General features: G+C 69.0%; 19 protein-coding genes. 9 read left to right on the forward strand and 10 right to left on the reverse strand.

Features of this window, described 5'->3' with window-relative positions; genetic code table 11:
* Window positions 1-208 precede the first annotated feature (208 nt).
* Together AC1DSZ_RS19705 and AC1DSZ_RS19710 are read left to right on the forward strand one after the other, a co-directional pair.
* Complete coding sequence (locus AC1DSZ_RS19705; protein ID WP_476840047.1) at window positions 209-2533, forward strand: bifunctional salicylyl-CoA 5-hydroxylase/oxidoreductase; 2325 nt, start codon at window positions 209-211, stop codon at window positions 2531-2533.
* Window positions 2534-2751: 218 nt separating this feature from the next.
* The gene (locus tag AC1DSZ_RS19710; RefSeq protein WP_476840048.1) at window positions 2752-3999 is read left to right on the forward strand and encodes a flavin-dependent oxidoreductase; all 1248 of its coding nucleotides are present in this window, start codon (window positions 2752-2754) and stop codon (window positions 3997-3999) included.
* A gap of 657 nt (window positions 4000-4656) precedes the next feature.
* On the opposite strand, the gene AC1DSZ_RS19715 is transcribed toward AC1DSZ_RS19710, so the two are convergent.
* From AC1DSZ_RS19715 to AC1DSZ_RS19740, 6 genes are all read right to left on the reverse strand, one after another.
* Entirely contained in the window at window positions 4657-5115 is a 459-nt protein-coding gene (locus AC1DSZ_RS19715; protein ID WP_476840049.1) for a cupin domain-containing protein, read from the reverse strand.
* Window positions 5116-5134: 19 nt separating this feature from the next.
* Window positions 5135-5833, reverse strand: a complete 699-nt coding sequence (locus AC1DSZ_RS19720; protein ID WP_476840050.1) for an ABC transporter ATP-binding protein — start codon at window positions 5831-5833, stop codon at window positions 5135-5137.
* Window positions 5833-6585, reverse strand: a complete 753-nt coding sequence (locus tag AC1DSZ_RS19725; RefSeq protein ID WP_476840051.1) for an ABC transporter ATP-binding protein — start codon at window positions 6583-6585, stop codon at window positions 5833-5835. Before AC1DSZ_RS19725 ends, AC1DSZ_RS19720 begins: the two co-directional genes overlap by 1 nt.
* On the reverse strand, window positions 6582-7577 hold the full coding sequence (locus tag AC1DSZ_RS19730) for a branched-chain amino acid ABC transporter permease (RefSeq protein WP_476840052.1): 996 nt from the start codon (window positions 7575-7577) through the stop codon (window positions 6582-6584). The genes AC1DSZ_RS19725 and AC1DSZ_RS19730 overlap by 4 nt, the downstream gene beginning before the upstream one ends.
* Window positions 7574-8500, reverse strand: coding sequence for a branched-chain amino acid ABC transporter permease (locus AC1DSZ_RS19735; RefSeq protein WP_476840053.1), 927 nt, complete (start codon window positions 8498-8500; stop codon window positions 7574-7576). The genes AC1DSZ_RS19730 and AC1DSZ_RS19735 overlap by 4 nt, the downstream gene beginning before the upstream one ends.
* A gap of 395 nt (window positions 8501-8895) precedes the next feature.
* Complete coding sequence (locus tag AC1DSZ_RS19740) at window positions 8896-10056, reverse strand: ABC transporter substrate-binding protein (RefSeq protein ID WP_476840054.1); 1161 nt, start codon at window positions 10054-10056, stop codon at window positions 8896-8898.
* Between the two features lie 361 nt (window positions 10057-10417).
* Here AC1DSZ_RS19740 and AC1DSZ_RS19745 point away from each other — a divergent pair, with 361 nt between their 5' ends.
* The 6 genes from AC1DSZ_RS19745 (at window position 10418) to AC1DSZ_RS19770 (ending at window position 16032) form a co-directional block, all read left to right on the forward strand.
* On the forward strand, window positions 10418-11182 hold the full coding sequence (locus AC1DSZ_RS19745) for an SDR family NAD(P)-dependent oxidoreductase (RefSeq protein ID WP_476840055.1): 765 nt from the start codon (window positions 10418-10420) through the stop codon (window positions 11180-11182).
* A gap of 10 nt (window positions 11183-11192) precedes the next feature.
* Window positions 11193-11690, forward strand: a complete 498-nt coding sequence (locus tag AC1DSZ_RS19750; RefSeq protein ID WP_476840056.1) for a MarR family winged helix-turn-helix transcriptional regulator — start codon at window positions 11193-11195, stop codon at window positions 11688-11690.
* The gene (locus tag AC1DSZ_RS19755) at window positions 11687-12517 is read left to right on the forward strand and encodes an enoyl-CoA hydratase family protein (RefSeq protein ID WP_476840057.1); all 831 of its coding nucleotides are present in this window, start codon (window positions 11687-11689) and stop codon (window positions 12515-12517) included. The genes AC1DSZ_RS19750 and AC1DSZ_RS19755 overlap by 4 nt, the downstream gene beginning before the upstream one ends.
* A 1-nt stretch (window position 12518) precedes the next feature.
* Window positions 12519-13712 carry an acyl-CoA dehydrogenase family protein gene (locus AC1DSZ_RS19760; protein WP_476840058.1) on the forward strand — a complete coding sequence of 398 codons (1194 nt, stop codon included), beginning with the start codon at window positions 12519-12521 and terminating at the stop codon, window positions 13710-13712.
* 230 nt (window positions 13713-13942) lie between these two features.
* Window positions 13943-15586 carry a benzoate-CoA ligase family protein gene (locus AC1DSZ_RS19765; protein WP_476840059.1) on the forward strand — a complete coding sequence of 548 codons (1644 nt, stop codon included), beginning with the start codon at window positions 13943-13945 and terminating at the stop codon, window positions 15584-15586.
* Between the two features lie 5 nt (window positions 15587-15591).
* Window positions 15592-16032, forward strand: a complete 441-nt coding sequence (locus tag AC1DSZ_RS19770; protein ID WP_476840060.1) for a RidA family protein — start codon at window positions 15592-15594, stop codon at window positions 16030-16032.
* 19 nt (window positions 16033-16051) lie between these two features.
* Here AC1DSZ_RS19770 and AC1DSZ_RS19775 read toward each other — a convergent pair whose 3' ends face one another.
* From AC1DSZ_RS19775 to AC1DSZ_RS19790, 4 genes are all read right to left on the reverse strand, one after another.
* On the reverse strand, window positions 16052-17026 hold the full coding sequence (locus AC1DSZ_RS19775; RefSeq protein ID WP_476840061.1) for an ABC transporter permease: 975 nt from the start codon (window positions 17024-17026) through the stop codon (window positions 16052-16054).
* The gene (locus tag AC1DSZ_RS19780; RefSeq protein ID WP_476840062.1) at window positions 17023-18075 is read right to left on the reverse strand and encodes an ABC transporter permease; all 1053 of its coding nucleotides are present in this window, start codon (window positions 18073-18075) and stop codon (window positions 17023-17025) included. The genes AC1DSZ_RS19775 and AC1DSZ_RS19780 overlap by 4 nt, the downstream gene beginning before the upstream one ends.
* Window positions 18072-19616, reverse strand: a complete 1545-nt coding sequence (locus AC1DSZ_RS19785) for a sugar ABC transporter ATP-binding protein (RefSeq protein WP_476840063.1) — start codon at window positions 19614-19616, stop codon at window positions 18072-18074. The genes AC1DSZ_RS19780 and AC1DSZ_RS19785 overlap by 4 nt, the downstream gene beginning before the upstream one ends.
* 93 nt (window positions 19617-19709) lie before the next feature.
* Window positions 19710-20840: a sugar ABC transporter substrate-binding protein gene (locus AC1DSZ_RS19790; protein WP_476840064.1), complete on the reverse strand. Its 1131-nt coding sequence runs from the start codon at window positions 20838-20840 to the stop codon at window positions 19710-19712.
* 510 nt (window positions 20841-21350) lie between these two features.
* Here AC1DSZ_RS19790 and AC1DSZ_RS19795 point away from each other — a divergent pair.
* Complete coding sequence (locus AC1DSZ_RS19795) at window positions 21351-22313, forward strand: AraC family transcriptional regulator (protein WP_476840065.1); 963 nt, start codon at window positions 21351-21353, stop codon at window positions 22311-22313.
* Window positions 22314-22320 lie beyond the last annotated feature (7 nt).

Below are 22320 nucleotides of genomic sequence, written 5' to 3' on the forward strand. Positions count from 1 at the left end.
GCTGCGAAGCAGCCGGATGAGGGACTAGCGGTAATCGACTTGGCTCGTAGCGGCCTTTCGCCTTGTCGTCAGACCCTCATCCGGCCCTTCGGGCCACCTTCTCCCGTGGGGAGAAGGAAGCCCCCAACCCCTCCCTTGCCCGCCAAATTCTTTTAAGCTTAAATCATCTCGCGAACCGGGCGGGCGAGCCCGGGCAGTGGAGGCGACCATGCGCATCAGCATCATCGGCGGCGGGCCGGCGGGCCTGTATTTCGCGATCCTGGCCGCCAAATCCTACCCGCAGGCCGCCATCCGGGTGCTGGAGCGCAACCAGGCCGACGACACCTTCGGCTTCGGCGTGGTGTTCTCCGACCAGACCCTGGACAATTTCGAGCGCGCCGACCGCGAGAGCTACGAGGCGATCACAAACGCCTTCGCGTATTGGGACGACATCTCCATCCACATCCGGGGCGAAGAGCACCGCATCGGCGGCAACGGCTTTTGCGGCTGCTCGCGCCGCACGCTGCTGATGCTGCTGCAGGAGCGCGCCCGGGCGCTGGGCGTCGAGCTCGTGTTCGGCCACGAGAGCGAGGCCCTGCCGGGGCCGGACGAGGCCGACCTCGTGGTGGTGGCGGACGGCGTCAACTCGCGCTTCCGCGAGCAGAACCGCGACCATTTCGGCACGCAGGTGGACCTGCGGCCCAACCGCTTCGCCTGGATGGGCTCGACCCGCCCGTTCGACGCCTTCACGTTCTTCTTCAAGGAAACGCCGCACGGCGTGTTCATCGCGCATTGCTACCAGTACGAGGCCGACCGCTCGACCTGGGTGTTGGAGACCGACCCCGAGACCTTCGAAAAGGCTGGCCTCGGCGCGATGTCGGAAGCCGAAAGCGTCGCCTTCATGGAGGGCGTGTTCGCCGAGGAGCTCCAGGGGCATCCGCTGATCGCCAACCGCTCGCTGTGGCGGCAATTCCCCATGATCCGCAATGCGCGCTGGACCATGGACGAGCGCGTCGTGCTGCTCGGCGACGCCAAGGCGACGGCGCATTTTTCCATCGGCTCGGGCACCAAGCTCGCCATGGAGGACGCCATCGCGCTGCACCGCGCGCTCGTGGCCGAACGCGGCGCGGTGGCGCCCGCCCTCGGCCGCTTCGAAACAGGCCGGCGCGAGGAGGTGGAAAAGACCCAGCACGCCGCCGATGTCAGCCTCGTCTGGTTCGAGCACGTGAAGCGCTTCCTCGACATGGACCCGGTGCAGTTCGCCTTCGGGCTGATGACGCGCGCGAAGTCCATCACCTACGACAATCTGGAGCTGCGGGCGCCCGACTTCGTGCGCGCGCTGGACAAGAGCTTCGCGCAGGGCGTCGCCAAAGCGGGCCTGCCGGTGGACGCCGAGCGCCCCGCCGCGCCCGCCTTCCAGCCGCTGCGCCTGCGCGAACTCACGGTGCCGAACCGGCTCGTGATGTCGCCGATGTGCATGTATTCGGCCGTGGACGGCATGCCGGGCGACTTCCACCTCGTCCATTACGGCTCGCGCGCCATGGGCGGCGCCGGGCTGATCTTCACCGAGATGACCTGCGTCGCGCCGGACGCCCGCATCACGCCCGGCTGCACGGGGCTGTGGAACGACGCGCAGCAGGCCGCCTGGACGCGCATCGTCGATTTCGTGCACGCCAACTCGGCCGCCAAGATCTGCCTGCAGGTGGGCCACGCCGGCCGCAAGGGCGCGACCAAGCTGATGTGGGAGGGCATGGACCGGCCGCTGCCCGAGGGCGGCTGGGACATCGTCGCGCCCTCGCCCCTGCCCTACTACCCGGAAAGCCGCGCCCCCAAGGCCATGGACCGCACCGACATGGTTCGCGTGCGCGACCAGTTCGTCGCCGTCGCCCGGCGGGCCGACGCTTGCGGCTTCGACATGCTGGAGCTCCACGCGGCCCACGGCTACCTGCTGGCGAGCTTCCTGTCGCCGGTCACCAACCAGCGCACGGACGAGTACGGCGGCTCGATCGAGAACCGCCTGCGCTTCCCGCTGGAGGTGTTCACGGCTTTGCGGGAGGCCTGGCCGGCGGGCAAGCCCATGTCAGTGCGCATCTCGGCCACGGACTGGATCGAGGGCGGCCTGACTGGGGGCGACGCGGTCGCGATCGCCGAGGCCTTCGCACAGGCGGGCGTGGACCTCGTGGACGTCTCCACCGGCCAGACCTCGCCGGCGTCGCGGCCCTTCTACGGGCGCATGTTCCAGACGCCCTACGCCGAGCAGATCCGCAACGAAGCGCGGGTCGCCACCATGTGCGTCGGCAACATCACCAGCGTCGACCAGGCCAACACCATCCTGGCGGCCGGCCGCTCCGACCTCGTCGCCTTCGGCCGCCCGCACCTTGCCGACCCCGCCTTCGCGCTGCGCGCCGCCGCCTGGTACGGCGCGGAAGCGCATCCGCCCAAGCCCTACCAGCCCGGCTGGGACCAGCTGAAGCGCAACACGCCGCGGGAGAAGGCCGACCTCACCGACCTGAAGCTCAAGGCGAAGCCGAAATCGCACCGGGTCGGGGCGTGATCGCGCGTCCGTTCCCCTCGCCGTCATCCCCGGCGACCTGCGCAGCAGGTCGGGAAGGGGATCCAGGGGCCACGAGCGCGATGCCTCACCCAGCCGCCTGGATCCCCTTCCCGGCGCTGCGCGCCGCCGGGGATGACGGCGAGAGTGGAGCCTGTGGCTCGTGGGATTGCGCCTCGCCGCCAAACCGACTTTGATGCCGCCCTGGGGGGAAATTCCGCATGCATGTCATCATCGTAGGGGGCGGGATCGGGGGGCTCACGGCCGCCCTGATGCTGCACCGGCGGGGGATCAAGGCCACCGTCTACGAGCAGGCCAGCACGATCCGCGAGGTCGGGGTCGGCATCAACACGCTGCCGCACGCCATCGCGGAGCTGGAGGAGCTGGGCCTCCTGCCGGCGCTGGACGCCGTGGGCATCCGCACCCGCGAGCTCCACTACATGAACCGCTATGGCCAGACCGTCTGGCAGGAGCCGCGCGGCGTCTTCGCGGGCTTCAAGGTGCCGCAGTTCTCCATTCATCGCGGCCGGCTGCAGAAGCTGATCCACGACGCCGTGGTGGAGCGGCTCGGCGCCGGTTCGGTGCAGACCGGCCGCCGGCTGCTGGGCCTCATCGAGGACGAGGGCGGCGTCACCGCCCATTTCGCCGATAGCCGCTACGGCGCCGCCGGCGAGAGCGTGCGGGCCGACGCGCTGGTGGGGGCCGACGGCATCCACTCGGCCGTGCGGGCGCGCTATTTTCCGGGCCAGGGCGCGCCGAAATGGCAGGGCGTTCGCATGTGGCGCGGCGCGATCGACTGGCCGAAATTCCTCGACGGCGAGAGCATGATCATCGCCGGCGGCATGCAGGCCAAGCTGGTGCTCTACCCCATCGGCAAGGGCGAGCGGGCCGACACCCGCCTCACCAACTGGGTCGTCAATGTGCGCCTCGGCGATCCCGACAAGCCGCCGCCGAAGGAGACCTGGAGCGGCCAGGGCCGGCTGGAGGACGTGCTGCCCTTCGCGCGCCGCTTCACGGTGCCGGGCGTCGACATCGAGGGTCTCGTCAAGGCGACGCCGCAGTTCTGGGAGTATCCCATGTGCGACCGCGACCCCCTGCCCCGCTGGACCCACGGCCGCGTGACGCTGCTCGGCGACGCCGCCCATCCGATGTATCCGGTCGGCTCCAACGGCGCGAGCCAAGCCATCCTGGACGCCCGCTGCCTCGCCGACAGCCTCGCCAAGGCCGACCACCCGCGCCACGCGCTGGCGATGTATGAAGCCGAGCGCCTGCCCAAGACCGCCGAGATCTGCGCCATGAACCGCCAGGGCGGGCCCGAACGCGTCATCGACGCCGTGGAGGCGCTGGCTCCCAGCGGCTTCGACGACGTCGAGCGCGTGCTGAGCTACGCGCGGCGCGAGGCCATCGTGAAGAGTTACGCAGGCAAGGCGGGCTTCGCGCTTACGCAACTGAACCGCCGGGCGGGATGAGGCGTGTTCGAGGACCCTCCCCGCCGTCATCCCCGGCGCGCCGAAGGCGCGGGAAGGGGATCCAGGGCCAAAGCCCGAGCCTCAGCCCAGACCCCTGGATCCCCTTCCCGGCGCTATGCGCCGCCGGGGATGACGGAGAGAGTTGAGCGCCCTTCCAGCGCCTCCACTCATTGCGAGCCGGAGGCGAAGCAATCAGCCTAAAGGCCCAGCATCAGGCTGGATTGCTTCGCTGTCGCTCGCAATGACGGCAGGGTCTGACGGCCGTCGCACCTCTCAGCCGTCATCCCCGGCGCGCCGAAGGCGCGGGAAGGGGATCCAGGGCCAAAGCCCGAGCCTCAGCCCCGACCCCTGGATCCCCTTCCCGGCGCTACGCGCCGCCGGGGATGACGGAGAGACGCGAGCGCCGTTCCAGCGCCTCGCCGTCATTGCGAGCCGGAGGCGAAGCAATCCAGTCTAAAGGCCAAGCATCAGGCTGGATTGCTTCGCTGACGCTCGCAATGACGGGAGGGTGTCACGGCCGTCGCACCTCTCAGCCGTCATCCCCGGCGCGCCGAAGGCGCGGGAAGGGGATCCAGGCCAAAGCCCGAGCCTCCGCCCAGTCTCCTGGATCCCCTTCCCGGCGCTGCGCGCCGCCGGGGATGACGGAGAGCGAAGCTGTTACGCTCCATCAGGCGGGGGTGGCAGGAAGTCGACCTCGTGCTTGGCGGCCAGCGCGACCACGTCGCTGGGGTTCTGGTCCGCCATGGAGTGGATGCCCCAGAACAGGTCGTAGAGCGGGCCGGTGGGCGACACCCAGAACACGCACTTCGTCGGCGCATCGGATTTGTTGAAGATGCCGTGCGGCACGCCGCGCGGGAGGCGGATGAGATCGCCCGGGCCGGCGCCCACTTCCTGGCCGTCGAGCACGAGGTCGAAGCGGCCTTCCAGCACGTAGATGAACTCGTCCTGGTTGGGATGGATGTGCGGCGGCACGAAGGTGCCGGGCGGGAACGTGGCGTGCCACGAGAACGAGCTCTCGGTGAGGTGCTTGGGCACGTAGGTCTGGCCCAGGATGTTCCAGCTGATGCCGTCGATCCCCTGCCCGGCCGGCGTCACGCCTGCGGTCATCGGCTTCATGGTTGCCCTCCCTTGTTGGCTACAGGTGAAGATAGCGGTCCTTGACGCTGCTGTCCGCCAGCAGCGCGCCGTTGGAGCCGGACCAGACCACGTGGCCCTTTTCCAGCACGACATGCCGGTCGGCGATGCGCGCGAGGGCGTCGATGTGCTTGTCGATCACCAGGATCGACTCGCCCTCGGCCTTGAGGGCCGCGAGGCACGCCCAGATCTCCTGCCGGATGATGGGCGCAAGCCCTTCGGTAGCCTCGTCCAGGATGATCAGCTTGGGGTTCGTCATCAACGCCCGCCCGATGGCGAGCATCTGCTGCTCGCCGCCCGAAAGCTCGTTGCCCCGGTTGCCCTTGCGCTCCTCCAGCCGCGGCATGAATGCGTAGACGCGCGCCAGCGACCAGCGCGCCTTGCCGAAGCGGTCGGCCGCGGTGGCGATCAGGTTTTCCTCGACCGTGAGCGTCGGGAACACCTGCCGGCCCTCCGGCACCAATCCGAGCCCGGCCTGCGCGCGGCGAAAGGGCGGCGCGGCCGAAAGATCGACGCCATCGAAGCGCACCGTTCCGCCGCGGGGCTTCAAGAGGCCCATCACGGTCAGCACCGTGGTGGTCTTGCCCATGCCGTTGCGGCCGAGCAGCGTGACCACCTCGCCGGCGCCGACATCGAGATCGACGCCGAACAGCACCTGCGCGTCGCCGTAGCCGGACTGGAGATTGCGGACTTCCAGCATCAGGCGGCCTCGTCGCCGAGATAAGCCGCACGCACGGCGGGGTCATTGCGAATGGCGTCCGGGCTGCCGGTCGCGATCACGCTGCCATAGACCAGCACGCTGATGCGGTCGGCCAGCGAGAACACCGCCTCCATGTCGTGTTCCACCAGCAGCATGGCGTAGCGCCCCTTCAGGCTGAGCAGGAGCTCGACGATGCGCGCCGATTCCTCGCGCCCGACGCCCGCCATGGGCTCGTCCAGCAGGATGGCCTTGGGCTCCATCGCGAGCGCCATCGCGATCTCGAGCACGCGCTTTTCGCCATGCGAGAGCATGCCGGCCGGCGCGCCGGCGCGGGCCGAAAGCCCGACCGCCGCGATGGCGGCGCGGGCCTGGGCGTTCAAGGCCTCGTCCGTGGTCGCGCGTCCGAAGAGGCGAAGCGCGCCGGGCGACCGGGCCTGAGCGGCCAAGGCCACGTTGCCGAGCACGTCCAGCGTTGGGATGATGGAGGTGATCTGGAAGGTGCGCGCCAGCCCGGCGCGGGCGCGGGCGGCCGGAGACGCGCCGCTGAGGTCCACGCCGCCGATCAAGATGCGCCCCGCATTGGGCTGCAGCGTCCCGGCGATCTGGTGGATCAGCGTCGTCTTGCCGGCGCCGTTCGGCCCGATCAGAGCGTGCAGCTCGCCCGGCGCGACGTCGAGCGACACGTCGTCCGTCACCACGAGCGCGCCGAAGGACTTGCGCAGGCCGTCGATGCGGATCAGCGGCTCGCTCATGCGCGCCCTCCTGTGAGGCGTCGCGCCAGATCGGCGAGGCCGCCGCGCGTGAACAGCACGAACAGGACGATCAGCACGCCGAAGCCAAGCTTCCAGTGCTCGGAAAAGCCGGACAGCGCCTCCTCGAGCAACAGAAAGGCGGCCGCGCCCAGCACCGCCCCCCAGAGCGAGCCGAGCCCGCCGATGATGATCATGAAGATGAGCTCGCCCGAGCGCTGCCACGCCATGTAGGCCGGGCTGACGAATTCGGCCTGGTTGGCCAGGAGGACGCCCGACAGCCCGGCGAGCATGCCCGAGATCACATAGGCGCCCAGGCGGATGCGGAACACGTCGAAGCCGAAGCTCGCGACCCGGACCGGGTTGTCGCGCGCGCCCTGCAGCGCCCGGCCAAAACGCGACGCCGCCACGGCCCGCACCAGCAGGTAGGCGACCACAAGGAAGCCGAGCGACACGTAGAAGAACGTCACTTTGTTGGCGAGGATCGGGAAGCCCGCCACGGTGGAACGCTCGAGCAAGGTCAGCCCGTCGTCGCCCCCATAGGCATAGAGCGCCTGCGAGAAGAAGAACGCCATCTGGCCGAAGGCCAGCGTGATCATGATGAAGGCCACGCCCTTGGTGCGCAGCGACACCGCGCCCGTGAGGGCCGCGAACACGGCGCTTACCAGCAGGGCGGCGGGAACGACGAGCAGCAGGTCGCCGCGCCCGGCGTCCACCATCACGCCCGCCGTGTAGGCGCCTAGGCCGATAAAGGCCGCGTGGCCGAAGCTCACCAGCCCGCCGACCCCCAGGATGAGATCGAGCGACAGCGCCGCGATGCCGAGGATGACGATGCGGTTGATCAGCGACAGCCAATGCGTCTGCCCGGTCGCGATGGCGAGCAGCGGCAAGAGCGCGAACAATGCCAGCATGACGAGCGGCGCCGTGGTGGAGAGCGCCAGGCGCGAACGCGCGCGGGCAGCTGCGGCGGGCGCCGGCGTGGCTTCCGCGCTCATGACCGCCCCCGCGCCGGCAGCAGACCCTCGGGCCGGAAAAACAGCACCACGGCCATGAGGATGTAGATGAACATGGAGGACAGCCCGCCCGCGACGCCGCGCGCGGCCGGCGGCGGCAAAAACAGGCGCAGGAGGTCCACCGAGTAGGAGCGGCCCAAAGTGTCGAGCAGGCCGACGATCAGCGCCGCCGCGAAGGCGCCCCGGATGGAGCCGATGCCGCCGATCACGATCACGACGAAGGCCAGAATGAGCACGCTGTCGCCCATGCCGGGCTCAACCGACAGGATGGGAGCCGCCATCGCGCCCGCGAAACCGGCCAGCATGGCCCCGCAGGCGAACACGATCATGAAGAGGCGGTTGATGTCGACGCCCAGCGCCGACACGATCGGCGCGTTGGACGCGCCGGCGCGCACCAGCATGCCGATGCGCGTCTTGTCGATCACCAGCCAGAGCCCGCCCGCCACCGCGAGGCCGGCCAGGATGATGGCGAAGCGATACACCGGGTAAAGAACGCCGTCGCCCAGCGCCACCGAGCCCTGCAGCGCCTCCGGCACGCCGACGCTGATTGGGGCCGCGCCCCAGATCATCTTCACGCCCTCGTTGAGCACGAGGATGAGCCCGAAGGTGGCCAGCACCTGGTCGAGATGACTTCGCCCGTAGAGGTGCCGAAAGATCAGCCCCTCCATCACGAGCCCGATCGCGAGCGCGCCGGCGAGCGCCAGCACGAGGCCGAGCAGGAAGCTGCCCGTATAGGCGATCAGCGCGGCCGCCAGATAGGCGCCCACCATGTACTGCACGCCATGCGCAAGGTTGATGAAGTCCATCACGCCGAACACCAGCGTCAGCCCGGCCGCCACCAGAAACAGCAGCAGCCCGAGCTGCAGCCCGTTGAGGATCTGGATGGTGAGGAGGGTGAGGGACATGAAATCGTACTTCGCTTCGCACTCTGGAGGTGATGTGCTCGCCTCGATGCCCCTCATCCTGAGGAGCAGACCCACTGGGGCCTGCGTCTCGAAGGACGAGGATTCCAGCAGATGCGGCGATCGAGCATTCTGGAGCCCCTCGTCCTTCGAGACGCCCTGCTGCGCAGGGCTCCTCAGGATGAGGGGTATTCTGGCGGCTCGACCTGCCCTCCCCCGCCGCGCGGGAGAGGGTTCCAGGCTGCGGCCCTCGCCCCCAGGCGGAGCACGATCTCCACCGTCATCCCCGGCGGCGCGAAGCGCCGGGAAGGGGATCCAGGGGCAAAGGCGCTCACCTCTGGATCTCTTCACCCCCGCGCCTGAGGCGCTCCGGCCGGGGATGACGGCGAGACAGGCCCCTACTTCAGCGGGCAGTCGGCCGCGTGCGTGTCGCCGTAGTCGGTGAACACCTTCTCGCCGATCTCGGTCTGGAACTTGCCATCGGCCCTCTTGGCGACCTTGACGACATAGAAGTCCTGGATCGGGTAGCCGTTGGTGTTGAACTTGAACTTGCCGCGCAGGGACGTGAAGTCGGCCTTCTTGATGGCTGCGCGCAGCGCCGCCTTGTCGGAGGTCGAGCCCTTGGTGGCCTTCAGCGCGCTGTCGATGATCTGCGCCGCGTCGTAGGCCTGCATGGCGTAGGACGCCGGCACGGCGTTGTAGGCCGCCTCGTAGGCCGCAACGAACTTCTTGTTCTGCGGGTTGTCCATGTTCGGCGCCCAGGTCATGCCGCCGAAGAAGCCGAGCGCCGCGTCCTGCTGGGCCGGCAGCGTCGACTCGTCCACCGTGAAGGCGGAGAAGAACGGCGTCTTGTCGGCGAGGCCGGCCTGCCGGTACTGCTTCACCAGGTTCACGCCCATGCCGCCCGGCATGAAGGCGAAGAACACGTCGGGCTTGGCGGCCGCGATCTTGGCCAGCTCGGCCGAGAAGTCGAGGTTTCCGAGCGGCATGTAGACTTCGTCGACGATCTCGCCCTTGAAGTGCTTCTTGAACCCGGCCAGCGAATCCTTACCGGCCTGGTAGTTGGGGGCCATGATGTAGGCGCGCTTGTAGCCCTTGTCCTGCGCGTACTTGCCCATCACTTCGTGCGGCTGGTCGTTCTGGTACGACGAGACGAAGAAGTTCTCGTTGCACTGCTTGCCGGCGAAGTTGGACGTGCCCGCGTTGGGCGAGATCAGGATCGTGCCGCTGTCGGTGACGGGCTTGAAGATCGCCTGCAGGATGTTGGAGAACACCGGCCCGACCACGAAGTCGACCTTGTCGCGCTCCAGCAGCGTGCGGACCTTGGTGACCGCCACGTCGGGCTTGAGCTCGTCGTCGACGACGATCACCTCGACCGGCCGGCCGCCCATCTTGCCGCCGAGATCCTTGATCGCGAGGTTGAACCCGTCGCGAACCTGCCCGCCGAGCGCAGCCTGCGGGCCCGTCAGCACGGTCACGAGGCCGATCTTCAGCGGCTCCTGCGCCAGTGCGCCGGACGCCGAAAGCGCCAGCACGCTGGCCCCAAGCATCGACGCCATCATCGTTTTTTGAGCGATACGCCTCATGTGCACAACCCCTCCCCTGTTTCGGGCGCCATGCTAGGACGGCCGCCCACCCGGGCTCCACACATAATTGTTGGCACGACCCAATCCGTCGCGCAAATTATTTTAGGGTTCAAATAATTCGCGGTGCTCCCGCTTGGATTTCCCCTCGCCGTCATTGCGAGGAGCGAAGCGACGAAGCAATCCAGGCGCTGGGCGGAAGGCGCGCCATCTGGCCCGGCGTCAGCTGGATTGCTTCGCTGCGCTCGCAATGACGGGAGGTCGACCGACGCCACGCCGCTCTTGCGCTCCCCCGATGAACAGTTTTAAGCTTAAAGCATCTGGCGCGAGGCACGGCATGGGCGACCTGAGCGGACGCAGAGCGATCGTCACCGGCGGAAGCCGCGGCATCGGCCGGGCGATCGCCCACGCGCTGGCGCAGGCCGGGGCGGACGTCACAATCCTGGGGCGCTCGCAGGCGTCGCTGGACGAGGCGGTCGCGGCGGGCGACGCCGCCCGCGGCATCGCGGCCGATGTGGGCGACGCGCCGGCGCTGCGCCAGGCGCTGGAAAGCGCCCTGAACGACGGGCCCGTCGACATCCTGGTCAACAACGCCGGAACGGCTGCGTCCGGCCCCTTCCTGAAGGACGACGGCGCGGCGCTGGCCGCCATGCTGGCCCAGCACGTCACCGGGCCGGCCGAGGCCATCCGCATGCTGCTGCCGGGCATGATCGCCGATGGACGCGGCCGCATCGTCAACATCGCCTCCACGGCGGCGCTGAAGGGCTACGCCTTCATGACCGCCTACGCGGCCGGCAAGCACGCCATGCTGGGCCTCACCCGCGCGCTGGCGCTGGAAACGGCCCGCACCGGCGTCACCGTGAACGCCATCTGCCCGGGCTTCACCGAAACCGAGATGGTGCTGGGCGGAATGGCCAAGCGCGCCGAGAAGATCGGGCGCGACGCCGGCGACCTCATGGCCGAGTTCGTGGACGCCAAGCCTATGGGCCGGCTGGTCCAGCCCGAGGAGATCGCCGCCGCCATCCTGTGGCTCGTCTCGGACGCCGCTGCGGCCGTCACCGGCCAGGCCATCGTGATCGATGGCGGCGAAACCATCGCCTGAGGGGCACGCCATGCTGCTGGACGCTGAAACCAAGGCGCTGGAGGAGCCCTCCGCCCACGAGAGCGAGGTGAGGCTCTGGCTGCGCCTGCTCACCTGCGCCAACCTCATCGAGGGCGAGATCCGCTCCAAGCTGCGCGAGCGCTTCGACATCACCCTGCCCCGCTTCGACCTGATGGCGCAGCTCGATCGCGCGCCGGACGGCATGACGCTCTCGGACGTGTCGAAGCGCATGATGGTCTCCAACGGCAACGTCACCCACGTGGTCGACAAGCTGCTGGCCTCCGGCGACGTCGACCGCCGCACGGCCGAGCACGACCGGCGCGTGCAGGTGATCACGCTGACCGCCAAGGGCCGGGCGGAATTTCGCGCCATGGCGGCCGAGCACGCGGACTGGCTGGCCCGCCTCTTCGCCGGCATGGCCGAGAACGACATCAACGACCTCATGCGGCTGCTCGCGAAGGCCAAGGCCTCCGTGCGCGCCGGACTGGCCGGGAGCCCCGCATCATGAACGCCAACCCGATCACCCTGCCGCTGGGCGGCTACGAGGCCCGGCATTTCGGCCATGAGGTGCGCGGCAAGACCGCCGTCGTGACCCTGAATCGGCCTGAGAAGAAGAACCCGCTCACCTTTGAATCCTATGCCGAATTGTGCGACTTCTTCCGCGCGCTCGGCAAGGACGAGACCGTGAAGGCCGTGGTCGTCACCGGCGCGGGCGGCAACTTCTCGTCCGGCGGCGACGTGCACGAGATCATCGGCCCGCTGGTCGCGATGGACACCGTGCGGCTGCTCAAATTCACCCGCATGACCGGCGAGCTCGTGAAGGCGATGCGGGCCTGCCCGCAGCCCATCGTGGCCGCCATCGACGGCGTGTGCGCGGGCGCGGGCGCGATCGTCGCCATGGCGTCGGACCTGCGCTACGGCACGGCCCGCGCCAAGGTGGCGTTCCTGTTCAACCGCGTCGGTCTCGCCGGCTGTGACATGGGCGCCTGCGCGATGCTGCCGCGCATCATCGGCCAGGGCCGCGCCTCCGAACTGCTTTACACTGGCCGCGCCCTGCCGGGCGACGAGGCCGAGCGCTGGGGCTTCTTCAACCGTCTGCTCGACCCCGAGGCGCTGCTCGACGCTGCGCTCGCCATGGCGGACGAGATCGCGACCGGCCCCACCTTCGCGCACGCCATGACCAAGCGCATGCTCCACATGGAGTGGGCCATGGGCGTCGACGACAGCATCGAGGCCGAGGCCGTCGCGCAGGCCCTGTGCATGCAGACCGAGGATTTCGGCCGCGCCTACCGGGCCTTTGCAGCCAAGCAGAAACCCGTGTTCGAGGGCGACTGACATGCCCGACCGCTCCTATCTGGACTGGCCCTTTTTCGAGCGCCGTCACGCGGAGCGCGCCGCAAAGCTCGACGCCTGGGCGGCGGACGCCCTGCCCGGGCTGGTGAACCACCACGACGTCGACGCCTCCTGCCGCCGCCTCGTGGCCGCGCTCGGCCGCGCCGGCTGGCTCAAGGCGGTGGCGCCGGCCGCCTATGGGGGCGAAGGCGACGGCTACGACGTGCGCAGCCTTTGCGTGTCGCGCGAGACGCTCGCCTATCACGACGGCCTCGCCGACTTCGCCTTTGCGATGCAGGGGCTGGGCTCCGGCCCCATCGCGCTATTCGGGACCGACGAGCAGAAGCGCCGCTGGCTGCCGGAAATCGCCGCCGGGCGCGTCATCCCGGCCTTCGCGCTGTCGGAGACAGAGGCCGGCTCGGACGTCGCCGCCATGGCGTGCGCGGCGACCCCGGACGGGCCGGACCATGTGCGGCTGGACGGCGAGAAAACCTGGATCAGCAATGGCGGCATCGCGGACGTCTATATGGTGTTCGCCCGCACCGGCGAGGCGCCGGGCGCCAGGGGCATCTCGGCCTTCATCGTCCCGGCCGACGCGCCGGGCCTCAGGATCGCCGAGCGCATCGACGTGATCGCCCCCCACCCGCTGGCGCGCCTCGCCTTCGAGAACTGCCGCATCCCGGCCGCGAACCGGCTCGGCGGCCCCGGCGAAGGCTTCAAGGTCGCGATGGGGACGCTGGACGTGTTCCGCTCCACGGTCGGCGCCGCCGCGCTGGGCTTCGCCCGCCGGGCGCTGGACGAGGCGCTGGACCGCGCCCTCACGCGCAAGCTCTTCGGCGCGCCCATGGCCGACCTCCCGCTCGCCCAGGCGTCCCTGGCCGAAATGGCCACCGACGTCGACGCCGCCGCCCTCCTGGTCTACCGCGCCGCCTGGGCGCGCGACGCCGGCGCGCCCCGCATCACCCGCGAAGCCGCGATGGCGAAGATGACCGCCACCGAGAACGCCCAGACGGTGATTGACAAGGCCGTGCAGCTCTTCGGCGGGCTCGGGGTGAAGACCGGCACGGTGGTGGAACGGCTCTACCGCGAGATCCGCGCGCTGCGCATCTATGAGGGCGCCACCGAGGTGCAGAAGCTCATCATCGCTCGCGAAGTGCTGAAAGCCCGCGCGGCCGGCAGCGGCAGGGCCGCCCGATGATCGCCCGAGACGCGTTGCGTCCCTCCTCCGCCATCCCCGGCGTCGCGCAGCGACGGGAAGGGGATCCAGGCGACTGGGCCCCATCTCTCCGCACGCAGCCGACAACGCTTGGCGCTAGCGGCCCCCGGATCACCTTCCCCTCCGCGGCTGCGCCGCTGCGGCCGGGGATGACGGCGGTTCTGGTCCATCGACACTCTGTCCCCTTCTGAGCAGACGGCGAGGTTCCCCCCATGACCCGTTCAGCGCATGTCGACACCTTCACGCGGGACAACCTGCCCCCGCCGGACCAGCAGCCGGACTTCCTGTTCACGCTGCCGGAGCTGCAATACCCGGAGCGGCTGAACGCCGTCACGGAGCTGCTGGACAACTGGGTGAGCCAGGGCCACGGCGCCGCGGCCTGCATCCATGCGCCGGGCGGGACCTGGACCTATGCCGACCTCGCCGAGCGGGTGAACCGCATCGCCAACGTGCTGGTGGGCAATCTCGGCCTCGTGCCCGGAAACCGCGTGCTGCTGCGCTCGGCCAACACGCCGATGCTGGTCGCGGCCTACCTCGCCATCCTGAAGGCGGGCGGCGTCGTGGTCGCCACCATGCCGCTGCTGCGCGCCCGCGAGCTCGCCTACCCGATCGCGAAGGCCAAGGTGTCCCTTGCGCTCTGCGATGCGCGCCTCCTGGGCGATCTCGAAACCGCGCAGGGCCTCGCGCCGGACCTCAAGCGCATCGTGACCTGGGGGGACGGCGCGCCTGGCTCGCTCGAGAGCCTGATGGCGAAGGCCTCGCCGGCGTTCGAGCCTGTCGACACCGCGGCCGAGGATTGCTGCCTGATCGGCTTCACCTCAGGCACGACGGGCGAGCCCAAGGGCACGATGCACAATCACCGCGACCTGCTGGCGATCTGCGACGCCTATGGCCGCCAGGTGCTGAAACCCGGCCCGGACGACGTGTTCATCGGCTCCCCGCCGCTGGCCTTCACGTTCGGGCTCGGCGGGCTGGTGCTGTTTCCGCTGCGCGCCGGCGCATCCTCCGTGATCCTCGACAAGGCCGGGCCGGACGAACTCCTGGCCGCCATCGAGCGCTTCCGCGCGACGATCAGCTTCACGGCTCCGACCGCTTACCGCGCCATGCTGGGCAAGCTGGAGGGCCGCGACGTCTCCAGCCTGCGCCGCTGCGTCTCGGCCGGCGAGAGCCTGCCGGCCGCCACCTTCGAGGCCTGGCGCAAGGCGACCGGCATCCCGATGATGGACGGCATCGGGGCGACCGAGATGCTGCACATCTTTATCGGCGCGCCCTACGAGAAGGTCCGCGCCGGCTCCACCGGTACGGTGGTGCCCGGCTACGAGGCCCGCATCATCGACGACGAGGGCCGCGAGGTTCCGCGCGGGACGCCCGGCCGCCTCGCGGTGCGCGGCCCCACCGGCTGCCGCTACCTCGCGGACGCGCGCCAGCGCAACTACGTGAAGGGCGGCTGGAACGTGACTGGCGACACCTTCCTTCAGACGGACGACGGCTACTTCGTCTACCAGGCCCGCACGGACGACATGATCATCTCGTCCGGCTACAACATCGCCGGCCCGGAGGTGGAGGCCTCGCTGCTGGCCCATCCCGCCGTGGCCGAATGCGGCGTGGTCGGCGCGCCCGACGAGGAGCGCGGCATGGTGGTGCGCGCCTATGTGGTGCTGCGCGAGGGCGCGGAGCCCGGGCCGGAGATGGTCAAGGAGCTGCAGGATTTCGTGAAGCGCGACATCGCGCCCTACAAGTACCCGCGCTCGATCCTGTTCGTGGAGCGCCTGCCCCGCACCGAAACCGGCAAGCTCCAGCGCTTCGCCCTGCGCCAGGTCGCGATGGCGGCCGACCCCGTCCCCCTGTCCGCGTGACGATCATGACCGACATCAGCCCGGCGCTCGAAGCCTCTCCCCTCCCCGGTGCCTCCCGGCGCGACCTGCTGCCCGAGGGCTGGCCCCGCCCGCGCGGCTACAGCAACGGCGTGCTGGCGCGCGGCGCGCTGCTGGTCACGGGCGGCGTGGTCGGCTGGGACGCGCAGGAACGCTTCCCGGACGGCCTCGTCGCGCAGGTGCGCCAGTGCCTGGACAACATCCGCGCCATCCTGGTCAGCGGAGGCGCCGAACCCCGCCACCTCGTCCGCCTGACCTGGTACGTGACCGACATCGCCGACTACCAGGCGAATTTGAAACCCATCGGCGCCGCCTATCGCGACGTCCTGGGCCCCCACTACCCCGCCATGGCCCTCGTGCAGGTCGTGCGGCTCGTGGAGCCCAGCGCACTGGTGGAGATCGAGGCCACGGCGGTGGTGCCGGAGTAGTAACGGCGCTTTTGCGCCCTCACCCCTGGTGAACCCGCCCGCTGCGGTAGGCGAGCAGCATGGTGATGATCACCGCGCCATAGATGATCTGGCGGCCGGCCTCGGGCATCTGCATGATCGAGAGCACGCTGTTGAGCAGCACGATCAGCACCACGCCCACCACCGTGCCGGCGTAGCGGCCGCTGCCGCCCAGGATGTTGGCGCCGCCGATCACCACGGCCGCGATGGCGGGAAGGACGTAGGCGTCGCCCATGCCCTGGTAGGCTTTCGTGGAATAGCCGGCGAGCAGCACGCCGGCGAGGCCCGCCAGCATCCCGCAGGCCGCGAAGGCCGCCACGATCACGCCGCGCGTGCGCATGCCGGCAAGGTAGGCGGCCGCCTCGCGGTTGCCGATGGCGTAGATGGTGCGGCCGAACACGGTCCGTTTCAGCACCACCGCGATGATGATCGACACGCCGATCCACACGAAGATCGCCATCGGGATCCCGCCGATGCGGCCCGCCGCCAGGAAGCGCATCAGGTCGGTCGCGGCCGTCTGCGGCGCGAAGCCGCCGGTGTGCGCCACCATGAGGCCGCGCATCACGGCGTTCACGGCCAGCGTGAAGATCATCGACGGCACGCGCAGATAGGCGACCCCGAGCCCGTTCACGAGGCCGACCGCCAGCCCCACCGCGAGCCCGGTCGGGATCGCCCAGGGGCCGCCGACCGTGGTGGCCATCATCGCGGAGGCCGCCAGCGTCCACGCGACCGAGAGGTCGATGTGCCCGATCAGGATCACCAGCATCATGCCTGCGGCCACGATGCCCAGGAAGGCGCCGATCTGCAGCTGCTGCAGCAGGTAGTTCGGCGACAGCAGCGTCATAGTGCCGGCGGTCACCAGCGTGTAGGCGGTGCCGATCACCAGGAGCAGGATGATGAAGGCGGACGCGATCACGATCGGCTTGTCGTCCGGCCCGAGCGCGATACGGGCGGGCTTCTCCAGCGCGGCGCTCATCGAAACAGCTCCAGCCGATTCTTGACCTGCAGCACCCGCAAGCCGCCAAGGCTCACGGCCGCCAGCAGGATCAGCCCCTCGACCAGCGATTGCATCAAGGGCGGGATGTCGAAGATCCGGAAATTGAACGAGATCACGCGCAGGATGAGGGCGCCGAACACCGAGCCCACCGCCGAGCCGGAGCCGCCCAGCAACGACGTGCCGCCCAGCACCACGGCCGCGATGGAGTTCAGCGTATAGGCGCTCGCCTGCGGCAGGTCGGCGTTGCCGGAGGAGGTCTGGATGGCGAGAAAGAGCCCGCCCAGCGCCGCGAAAACGCCCGACAGCGTGAAGGCGGCGATCTTGGCCCGGTCCACCGGCAGGCCCGACATGAAGGCCGCGCCTTCCGCCGAGCCCACCGCATAAATGGTGCGGCCGATCACGGTGCGGCGGAACGGAACCCAGATCAGCAGGATCACGAGAACCAGCAGCACCAGCGCGGCCGGGATCCAGGCGATCGGCTGGAACCACGCCGCCTTGCCGCCGTCGAACAGCCCGTAGGTTTCGGCGAAGTCCGAAAGGCTGTTGGTGAGCGCCCAGGACAGGTCCTCGTCGACCTTGCCGCCGGGCTTGGGACGGAGAAACAGCGCGATGCCGATCGCGATCGCGCCGGTCGCCAGGGTGGTGATGATGGGCTGGATGCGGCCATAGACCACGATGCAGCCATTAGCGAAGCCGAAGGCCGCGCCGGCCGCGATGCACGCCACGACGCCGAAGGCGATCTGCAACGGCGAGCCGATCACGAGGTGGCTGGCGAGGCAGTTCACCATCGTCATCACGGCCCCGACCGACAGGTCGAGCCCGCCCATCAGCACCGGGATGGTCTGCGCCATCGCCACCATGGCGAGCGCGAAGGCCTCGTCGGCGTTCTGCACCAGCACGGGCGTGGAGAAGCCCTTGGGGTGGAAAATGTTGTAGAACAGGTAGAACGCCAGGAAGAGCGCGATGGCGCTGGCGAGCCCCGTGTTCTGGCGCAGGCGGATCAGCCAGTTGGCCGTGGGTCGACTCATGAAGCATGCTCCAGCGCAGGCGTTTCGGCCGTGTCGATGTTTAGCGCGCTGGCGATCAGGGCCTGCTCGGTGATGGCGTCGCCCTCCAGCTCGACACGGATCGCGCCGTCATACATCACGGCCACTCGGTCGCAGCAGCCGATCAGCTCGTCGTAGTCCGTGGAGTAGAACAGGATCGCCGCGCCGGCGTCGGCCAGCACGCGAAGGAGGCCGTAGATCTCCTGCTTGGTGCCGACGTCGATGCCGCGGGTTGGGTCGTTCAACAGGATGATGCGCGGCTTGGTCATCAGCCACTTGGCGATCACGACCTTCTGCTGGTTGCCGCCCGACAGCGTCGCGACTGGATCGGCCGGGCTGCCGATCTTGATCTGCAACTGCCGGATCGCCTCCCCGACGGCGGCGTCCTGTTTGCCGGGGTCGATGAATGGGCCAGCCGATAGGGCGTCGAGCGAGGCCGAGCAGAGGTTCTCGGCGATCGACATGGGCAGCATCAGCCCTTCGGTCTTGCGGTCCTCGGGGATCAGCGCGATCCGGCGCCCCGGTCCCTTGGCGTCGACCGGCGAGGACGGCAGCGCCGGCTTGCCGTCGATCAGCATCTCGCCAGACACGCCCTTCAACACCCCGAACAGGGCGAGTAGCAGCTCCTTCTGCCCCTGCCCGTCGAGGCCGCCGAGGCCGACGATCTCGCCCATGCCGAGGCTGAGGTCGACGTCGCGCAGGCGGTTTTCCCAGGAGAGCTTCTTGACCTCCAGCAGCGGCGCAGGCCGCGGCCGCGTCACGCGCGTTGGATACTGGGCGCTGATCTCGCGGCCGATCATCAGTTCGACGATCTCGCCGTGGCTGCGGGCGCCCATCGGGAAGGTCTCGATGTGGCGGCCGTTGCGGAACACGGATGCCCGGTCGGCCAGCGCCTCGATCTCGTGCATGCGGTGCGAGATGTAAAGGATGGAAAGCCCATCCTGGCGCAGCCGCTTCAGCACCTCGTAAATGACGGTCACGTCGGCGTTGGTGAGCGCCGAGGTGGCCTCGTCGAGGATCAGCAGGCGTGGCCGCTTGCCCAGCGCCTTGGCGATTTCCACCATCTGGCGGCGCGACAGCGGCAGGTCGCGCACACGCAGCAGCGGGTTCACGTCCTCGCAGCCGATGCTGGCCAGCAGTTCCTCGGCGCGGCGGCGCTGTGCGCGCGCGTCGATGAGGCCCATCCGGGTCGGCGGCCCGGCGATCGAGATGTTGTCCGCGACCGAGAGGTCGGGCATCAGCGACAATTCCTGGAACACGCAGACCACGCCGGCCGCGTTGGCGGCGGCCGGGTTGGCGAAGCGCACATCCTGCCCGTCGAGGCGCATGGAGCCAGAGTCCGGCTGCACCACGCCCGAGACGATCTTGATCAGCGTGGATTTGCCGGCGCCGTTCTCGCCCAGGATGGCGTGGATGCTGCCGGCCGAGCAGGCAAAATCGACGCTTTCCAGCGCCCGCACGCCGCCATAGCGCTTCGACGTCTGCGAGAGTTCGAGCAAAGGACGGGCGTCCCGGTCGATCATGGCCTGGTCGATCTCACGCGAGGAGCAGGATGGGGCGACGGCTTCACGCCATCGAACACGGGCGGCCCGGGTCTCCCCGGGCCGCCGCGCGCATCAGTTGGTGGTGTTCTTCTCGTCCTTGGCCATGATCTCGGTGGCCGTGATGTTGACGTTGCACGGCTTGAACTCGTTCACGGTGAAGAAATTGTCCGTGAGGTTCGACCAGTAGTTGGCGCCGTCCTTCATCTCGTCATAGCGCGCCTGCGGGATCGGCACCGAGATGAGCTGCGGCATCGGGTTGCCTTCCAGCGCCGAGAGCGCGGCCTTGGTGGCGATGGCGACGAGGCCCGGCGACTGGCCGACCGAGAGGCCCTTCAGGCCATCCTTGCCGTACTGGGCCAGCAGCTTGCGGAAGCCGTTCTCGGACTCGCCGGCGATCGGCACCCACGGGTGCTTGGCGTCCTGCATGGCGCGCGTCACGCCCGTGGAGCCGCCCTGCACGATGATGCCGTCGAACTTGCCGTGCGCCGCGATGGCGTCCGCCGTCACCTTCTGGGCCGTGCCGTCATCCCAGTTGCCGACCACTTCGATGATCTCGAAATTGGCGCCGTTCTTCATGACTTCCTGGAAGCCGACATGGCGGTCGCGATCCACCGAGTTGCCCGGCAGGCCGCGCACTTCCAGGATCTTGCCGCTCTTCTTGTCGCCGAGCTGTTCGCGCAGCCAGCGGCCGTAGATCTTGCCCATCTCGAGCTGGTCTTCGTTGACCATCATCACCTTGTCGGTGTCGAGCACGTTGTCGAACGGCACGACGACGACGTTGTTCTTGTCGGCGAGGCGGATCACCCGGTCGAAGCCTTCAGGCGACACCGCGATGGTCACGATGGCGTCGTAGCCCTGGTTGATGAAGTCCTCCATCGCGCCGAGCTGCGCGGCGACGTCGGTGCCGGTCGAGATGACCTTGAATTCCTTGATCTTCTCCTTGACGCCCGGCTGCTCCGCATAGGCCTTGGCGGTCTTGATCATCTGGATGCGCCAGGTGTTGCCCACGAAGCCGTTGACCACCGCGATGCGGTACGGACCAGGCTTCTTGTCCCACTGGAGATACTTGGTCTTCTCGTTCCAGGGCTTGAAGCACTGCGGATCGGCGCCGGGGCCGGCCACGGTTTTGGGGCCAGCCAGAGCCGCCACGGATGACAGAAGAAGGCCGGCGAACGCGACGCCGGCGATGCGTGAAGCATGCATGTGTAAGCCTCCCAGATGGCGTCTTTTGTCGGTCTCGATGCCCATCGAGGAGCATTCCGCCATTCGCCAAGCCCGAGCATGGAACAAGCCGGAGCGGGTGGCAATCCCTGAGGTACGATCCTCATGATGGTGTTTTGGGCAGAACGCCGGCCGGCGCTCGAAATGCAAACGAGCGGTGGCGAAGGGGCTTCGCGCAACCGCTCTGTTTTCACGAAAAGGTCCCGACGGGCTCCTTGGCCGGGGCCCGCCTCGTACTCTTATGGGTGGGAGCGCCTGACCCATACGAGGCGGTTGGAAACCCGGAAGACCGAGCTCCGACGCTACGGTGCCGAGCGCAGCCCGTCCCCGCTATCCCTTGGACGCAGCATGCTCCCAATCGCGCAGCGCGCCGCTGATTTCGGCCGCGCGGCGCCGTCCAGGGCGCCACGCGTGATCCGCCGTGAGGGGAACCGCGTATTGTAAAGCTCAGGTTGCACGCGCACCATTCTGCAACCTCGCGAGGTGAAAAGCATGCCGCCGAGCCCTTGGCCGGAGATTGTGCTGCGCGACGCCGACTATCGCGACCCGGATGAGGCGCGCGAGGCGCTGCAGCTGCGAACCAGCCGGGTGAGCCGGATCACGGCTCGCCATCGCCTGTTCAAGCTGCGCTATCGCTCGGTGGAGATCGACGGGCTTCACGTCTCCCGCACGTGGGAAACCAACGCGGAATTCAGCATCAACGGGCAGGTCGTGCCCGTGATGTTCTTTCCCGCCGCCGGCGGAACCGTGTTGACCACGCGTGGTGGGGAACAGCGCTTCACGGCCGCCTCGGTGGGAGGCTTCACGGTCGCGGAGGAAGCGCGGTTCTCGCCCGCCAAGGGCTACAGCGAGATCGTGTTGCGGCTGGACCGGAGCGCGCTGCGCGAGGCCATGAACCTTCTCGACATCGATGTCGACGTCGACGCGGCGCTTCGGGTCGCGGCGCTCCGGACCGATCTCGCCGGCCTCGACAGGCTGCGCGCCAAGGTGTTCGGCTTCTTCGACGACTGCACGACCGAGCCCGAGCCCTTCCGGTCCCGCAACGCCCGCCTTCAGCAGGAGGCGATCACGCTTCGCGCCGCCTCGCTGCTCTCGGTAGCGCTGGGTCTGAAAGAACCGGCGGACCATGGCGCCCACCCGGCGCTCGGCAGGGCGATCGAGTTCATCAGGACGCGGCTGAACGACGACATCGGGTTTCGCGACATCGCACAGGCGTCCGGCGTGAGCCTGCGGTTGCTGCAGGCGCTATTCAGGCGCGATCTCGGCTGCACGCCGGGCCAGTTCATCCGGACGGAGCGGCTGAGGCATGCGCGGACGCTGCTGGATACAGGTGCGGCGGCGTCCGTGACGCAAGCTGCGCTGGACAGCGGATTTCACCATCTCGGCAAGTTCAGCGCCGCTTATCGGCAGAGCTTCGGGGAATCCCCGTCGCAGACGCTGCGTCGCTGGTCCTGATCCGGCG

Source organism: Alsobacter sp. P4_H11 (genome assembly GCF_056400925.1).

Excerpts from the sequence above, each read along its gene's own strand:
- AC1DSZ_RS19770 (WP_476840060.1), top strand. The coding sequence starts at position 15,592 with ATGACCGACATCAGCCCGGCGCTCGAAGCCTCTCCCCTCCCCGGTGCC.
- AC1DSZ_RS19785 (WP_476840063.1), bottom strand. The coding sequence starts at position 19,616 with ATGATCGACCGGGACGCCCGTCCTTTGCTCGAACTCTCGCAGACGTCG.
- AC1DSZ_RS19755 (WP_476840057.1), top strand. The coding sequence starts at position 11,687 with ATGAACGCCAACCCGATCACCCTGCCGCTGGGCGGCTACGAGGCCCGG.
- AC1DSZ_RS19720 (WP_476840050.1), bottom strand. The coding sequence starts at position 5,833 with ATGCTGGAAGTCCGCAATCTCCAGTCCGGCTACGGCGACGCGCAGGTG.
- AC1DSZ_RS19775 (WP_476840061.1), bottom strand. The coding sequence starts at position 17,026 with ATGAGCGCCGCGCTGGAGAAGCCCGCCCGTATCGCGCTCGGGCCGGAC.
- AC1DSZ_RS19735 (WP_476840053.1), bottom strand. The coding sequence starts at position 8,500 with ATGTCCCTCACCCTCCTCACCATCCAGATCCTCAACGGGCTGCAGCTC.
- AC1DSZ_RS19795 (WP_476840065.1), top strand. The coding sequence starts at position 21,351 with ATGCCGCCGAGCCCTTGGCCGGAGATTGTGCTGCGCGACGCCGACTAT.
- AC1DSZ_RS19740 (WP_476840054.1), bottom strand. The coding sequence starts at position 10,056 with ATGGCGTCGATGCTTGGGGCCAGCGTGCTGGCGCTTTCGGCGTCCGGC.
- AC1DSZ_RS19710 (WP_476840048.1), top strand. The coding sequence starts at position 2,752 with ATGCATGTCATCATCGTAGGGGGCGGGATCGGGGGGCTCACGGCCGCC.
- AC1DSZ_RS19725 (WP_476840051.1), bottom strand. The coding sequence starts at position 6,585 with ATGAGCGAGCCGCTGATCCGCATCGACGGCCTGCGCAAGTCCTTCGGC.
- AC1DSZ_RS19715 (WP_476840049.1), bottom strand. The coding sequence starts at position 5,115 with ATGAAGCCGATGACCGCAGGCGTGACGCCGGCCGGGCAGGGGATCGAC.
- AC1DSZ_RS19780 (WP_476840062.1), bottom strand. The coding sequence starts at position 18,075 with ATGAGTCGACCCACGGCCAACTGGCTGATCCGCCTGCGCCAGAACACG.
- AC1DSZ_RS19765 (WP_476840059.1), top strand. The coding sequence starts at position 13,943 with ATGACCCGTTCAGCGCATGTCGACACCTTCACGCGGGACAACCTGCCC.
- AC1DSZ_RS19760 (WP_476840058.1), top strand. The coding sequence starts at position 12,519 with ATGCCCGACCGCTCCTATCTGGACTGGCCCTTTTTCGAGCGCCGTCAC.
- AC1DSZ_RS19745 (WP_476840055.1), top strand. The coding sequence starts at position 10,418 with ATGGGCGACCTGAGCGGACGCAGAGCGATCGTCACCGGCGGAAGCCGC.
- AC1DSZ_RS19730 (WP_476840052.1), bottom strand. The coding sequence starts at position 7,577 with ATGAGCGCGGAAGCCACGCCGGCGCCCGCCGCAGCTGCCCGCGCGCGT.
- AC1DSZ_RS19790 (WP_476840064.1), bottom strand. The coding sequence starts at position 20,840 with ATGCATGCTTCACGCATCGCCGGCGTCGCGTTCGCCGGCCTTCTTCTG.
- AC1DSZ_RS19705 (WP_476840047.1), top strand. The coding sequence starts at position 209 with ATGCGCATCAGCATCATCGGCGGCGGGCCGGCGGGCCTGTATTTCGCG.
- AC1DSZ_RS19750 (WP_476840056.1), top strand. The coding sequence starts at position 11,193 with ATGCTGCTGGACGCTGAAACCAAGGCGCTGGAGGAGCCCTCCGCCCAC.